Below are 4481 nucleotides of genomic sequence, written 5' to 3' on the forward strand. Positions count from 1 at the left end.
TTCACCTTGTTCTAGCTTGCCTGTTACATGAGTAAGCATCGATTGAATTGCCTGGCGTTCCATATCAAGCGTTTTTTGCCCGATATCCTGGCCTCTTGCTTCAAGGTATTGAATCGCTGTTTCTGGTGTTAGATCTCTAATTTCACCTTTAATGCTAAATTCAGGCATGTTTTTAGCGACTTGCTCTAACCGCTCTGTGTAGTTCAATAAGGTGCGAGTGGAGGCTATTTCGTTAGATTTTTGTAGCGCTTTTCCTACCGAATGCGCTTGTTGTTCAGGGGATTTTACAGCAAATCTAGCCATGATTTTTTAGCCAGCGGTTTACGGTGGACTCTGCTACTTTGATAGCTTTCTTTTTTCTAAGCCAGCGTGTTAACTCTGCGATTGTTGCGCCGTGTTTATGCATGGCAACTAGCTCTGTGTGGAATTTATCTAAGCGGCTTTTTCGCTGTGTGTAGCTACGTTTTCTAATTGTTTTAGTTTGGGCCTTTAATGCTTCAACTTCAGCTACCGGATCAAAATCTGTCAAAACTTAAACCTCATTTCTGTAAGATTTACTGGAAACACTTATGTGTAACTCAGCGACAACTTAATGCCTCTTCGCCTTTGTTTTGTTTAGTTTAACTAAGCAAGGTGTTGACCGTTCTCACCCTTTGATTAACTTCGTTTTACGCCTAAGCGTCTACCTCATAATGAGTGAGTTTGGCAGTCTCTCTCTGTTTCTAATGAACTCCAGTTTTATTGATTAATGGGTTTAACATTTTCATGACTAACCAGTTATGGTGGTAGGGATACCGCATGAAACTCTAACTATTTAACCAGTGTTAGGTAATGCCTTTTAAGACTGCTGGATTGCATCGAAGTTGCAATGGACTTTTTAAGAGCCTCTGATATTACAGAATGATTTTGAAATTATCAAATTTAACGCAGTGCGTGCAATTTCATGCGTGAAATTATTTTAAGTCTTGCTCCCGCTAGGTTATACGAGCAAAGCGAAGTTGTACCTAGCGGGGGCGATATTCATAAAACTTAAATTTTAGCATTGCTTTATAGTATGGGGTTTAAAATGGTCTGCCTGTATTCGAATAGGCAAAGATGATAAAAGTTAGGGTGGGTTAGCAGCCTGAGTTATCCAGGCTGCATAAAGTTAATGGGAGCGCAGAGCGCTATATTTAGGTTTTTCGTTACAGCTAAACCTTGTTACTGGTTTTTATTTTGTTTTGACATGCACTTAAATGCGTAACAAATTACCAACCCTGAGGTGATAATTGCGCAAGTTACAGGCTCTGCATTAGCCAAAACAGTAATGATGTTCAATAAGACTTCTTCGCCTTTCATGATCATTCCTCTTCTTATCGCTTGAAGGAGGAATTCCACAAAACATCGAGCTGTACAACAAAAAACTTAAAACAACTGTTGACGGTATCGTCATTATTTTTATATAATAAATGGGCTGATTAAATATTATATATTTTTCTTTGCTGATTCTCAGTATTGATACCTCCTAAAGGCTTGGATTAAAATTCAAGTTTCCCATTGAATTGTGTCTTTAGCACACAAAACATTGGTTAAGTGTAACTGTAACACGTTTAACACTCCATGTCAAATTGTTAACTCCTAGTTAAATTTCCATAATTCCTAAAAAACTTTCTTACTTGTAACTACACTCTGACGCACTGCGCTTGTTGGCTCACATAGCTGTTCCAAACTCGTTTTGCGAGCTTCACTAAATAATCCACGAAAACAGTGTATAAGTATATGCTAGAGTCGGTATAAATGCTGATTTTACGCAAGAAAACATATTTAACATAAGATCCGGTATGGGCTATCGCGACCTTTTTGGTGGTTCAGGCGGTGTTTTTATCGAAAGGCATTTTTTGAGGTGTTTTGTCGTTTTAAAGGGTCTCTTGCCCAGTCAAACCTTTTGGCGTAACCTAAGCCCTAATAAAACAAAACCCCGATTCGTACATCATCTTGGCGGAAGAATTACGATATCAGGGTTCGAGATAAATCTCAGAGAGAATAATAACACATGGATCATACTTCACAAGTCAAAACCGCCATAAGCGCGGTGGGAATTGAATAGCAACGCCCAACAGCTCTCACTCTTTGAGCAACGCTTACCCAAAAAACCGTACCATACCGATGAGTTCGCGAATGGCTTAGCGATTGCGCGTGCCCAGAACGCGATTAAATCACGTTATATTCAAGCAAATGGCCCGACGCATAAATACTGGTTAGTGTTTGACGTGGACAAACCAAATGCATCCTTAGATTGGTACGACTCAGGCGCACCCGCACCTAATATCGTTGCAACAAACCGTGAGAACGGGCATGCACATTTGATTTACGGTCTTGAAGTATCGATCCGAACAGCACCCGATGGTCGCAGTGCGCCACTTCGCTACGCAGCAGCCGTGGAAAACGCGCTAAGAGAAAAGCTTGGTGCCGATATAGGTTACGCCGGCCTTATTTGTAAAAACCCTTTAAATCCACACTGGCAAGTCTCTACATGGGAGCCGTGCTTGTATGATTTAGATTGGCTCGCTGATTATGTCGATTTGAGCGTCTATAGTGGCCGTAAACGCCTTCCTGATTATGGGTTAGGCCGTAACTGTAACTTGTTCGATTATCTCAGTACGTGGGCTTACAAAGCGATTAGACAGGGGTGGCCGGAGTACGAACGTTGGCTCGAAGCGTGTTTAACCAGGGCTGAGGGTTACAATAAAAAAACGTTTAAAGAGCCACTGCCGCAGAGTGAAATTAAAGCCACAGCTAAAAGCGTAGCGCGATGGACGCACAAGAACTTTAGTGCAGCCGGCTTTAGTGAGTGGCAAGCTAAACAAGGTGCTAAAGGTGGTAAGGTTTCTAAACGCCCAACATCTAATGGCAAATCAAAGTCGGAGCTACAACCAGTGGTTTTAAGACTCAAAGAGCAAGGTTACTCAAATCGTGATATAGCACAGGATTTGGGCATTTCAGCAAGTACAGTTAGCCTTTACTTAAAGATGTAACTGTAGTGATCGAATAAGCCATATCAGATAGTAGCCCTTTTGGGCTTTTCTGATATTTTAGAGATATGTTTACTTACAGAGGTCTTTCTAATGAGCGTAGTTCAAATATTGTGTTTAATTGTTGTTGCTCTGACATTCTTTGTTTTGTTTGGAGGTTTATATTTGCTACGTGGTTTTGAATTCAAGGACTAAATATGTTCTTGTTTTATGTTTCATAATTCTCTTCGATGAACGAGTTTAGATATTCAGCATCGTTCTTCAATCTATTTATAAAATTGTTTCTTCTTTCAAGAGCGTTACCGTGATTTCTCGCTTTTTGTTTTGTGATTTTCATTTCTCGTTTGTAGTGCTCTATTAATTTGTTATTTTCAATACGTGTGTTCTCAACTTCGTCAGATTTACTTTTTACTTTTTGATAGAACTCGTTTAACTCCACTTTAGTTTTTGAGATTAGTTGTTTTTCAGCTTCAATTTCTGTTCGTTCCTGCTCTACTTCAAGTTCAGCTTGGGTGCGAGCATTTCCTAGTGCTTTATTGGCTAGCTCATTTGCATTTTTTACATCTGATAAGCATTGAATTTTTAGTTGTTCATAATGTGAGATTTGGTTTTCAAGTTTAGCTTTTAGCTCTTTCACTTCTGATTCTTTGCTAACATTGAAGGTAATTAGGACTACAACACCTATGACTATCGCTAAAATTAGTCCACCAATGATACTGACTGGCCATAGAGCAAAAAATCGTTCTGCAGTGGTGTAACCGTCTCTATAAAACTCACCATTTTTTTCGATTAAAAGAGTTGTATTGCTGAGTACATCGATTGAGTACCAAAGCCCTAAACCTGCAGCTATAATCACTAAAAACACGATATAAGTTGTTTTCATCGTAAATAAACCTCTGTAATTTCAGGACGGAAATGGCCAAGTTCTTGGCTTACAGTTTCAAGAGCTGTATCGCGAAAGTAACCTTCATTTTGTAACTCGTTCATCCTTTCTTGAGCGTAACTATGGCGTAAACCATGCGCTCCCTCAGACCAACTAAGTGCACGATTTGAGGCTTGTGTATATGAATTAGACCACTTTTGACCTGCACCTATATCGTATTTCTGTTCGTAATGAACACCGCGATCTGTAATTTTTTGCGGTACATCAAGCCTACGTTCTTCGAGTTTGTCGGCTAATTTATTAGGTATAAGTACTTCGCGAGTTAGTCCGCCTTTACCGGTAACGGTATAAATGACACCTGCCCTCCCTTGAAACTTACTATCCAATGCAGGTCTTTCATTTGCTTGTTTTTCAGATGCGCGTGATAGCGTGTGTAACTCATGAGCTCTTAACCCTGCTGCATAAGCGAGTTGAGTGGATAAGGCGTGCTTGTCAGTCTGCGACTCAGCAATAAGCTTTACTTGCTCTGCCGTGTAAGCACGACTCGAAAGCGCTTGTTCGTGTTCTGATTTGATAACAGGTAGTCG

The 4481-nt window shown here is 40.1% G+C and carries 4 protein-coding genes and 1 pseudogene; 1 reads left to right on the top strand and 4 read right to left on the bottom strand.

The genetic code is table 11. From position 1 onward, the window contains the following. Positions 1-303 (bottom strand): annotated as a pseudogene (locus J8L71_RS18205) (site-specific integrase); the annotation flags it as partial. Further along, on the bottom strand, positions 296-529 hold the full coding sequence (locus J8L71_RS18210; protein ID WP_211001778.1) for a hypothetical protein: 234 nt from the start codon (positions 527-529) through the stop codon (positions 296-298). The gene J8L71_RS18210 and the pseudogene J8L71_RS18205, both read right to left, overlap by 8 nt. Positions 530-2078: 1549 nt before the next feature. Between J8L71_RS18210 and J8L71_RS18215 the strand changes: the two genes are divergently transcribed. Beyond that, the gene (locus tag J8L71_RS18215; protein WP_211001779.1) at positions 2079-3014 is read left to right on the top strand and encodes a replication initiation protein; all 936 of its coding nucleotides are present in this window, start codon (positions 2079-2081) and stop codon (positions 3012-3014) included. A gap of 205 nt (positions 3015-3219) precedes the next feature. Here J8L71_RS18215 and J8L71_RS18220 read toward each other — a convergent pair whose 3' ends face one another. Both J8L71_RS18220 and J8L71_RS18225 read right to left on the bottom strand, forming a co-directional pair. Continuing rightward, complete coding sequence (locus J8L71_RS18220; protein ID WP_211001780.1) at positions 3220-3894, bottom strand: hypothetical protein; 675 nt, start codon at positions 3892-3894, stop codon at positions 3220-3222. Beyond that, the coding region (locus J8L71_RS18225; protein ID WP_211001781.1) for a site-specific integrase at positions 3891-4481 on the bottom strand (591 nt) is incomplete at its 5' end. The genes J8L71_RS18225 and J8L71_RS18220, both read right to left, overlap by 4 nt.

Source organism: Pseudoalteromonas sp. MMG007 (assembly GCF_018100985.1).
In the GTDB taxonomy this organism is placed as follows: domain Bacteria; phylum Pseudomonadota; class Gammaproteobacteria; order Enterobacterales; family Alteromonadaceae; genus Pseudoalteromonas.

Bases quoted from the DNA above. Each gene is read 5' to 3' on its own strand.
- J8L71_RS18220 (WP_211001780.1), bottom strand. From the start codon at position 3,894: ATGAAAACAACTTATATCGTGTTTTTAGTGATTATAGCTGCAGGTTTA.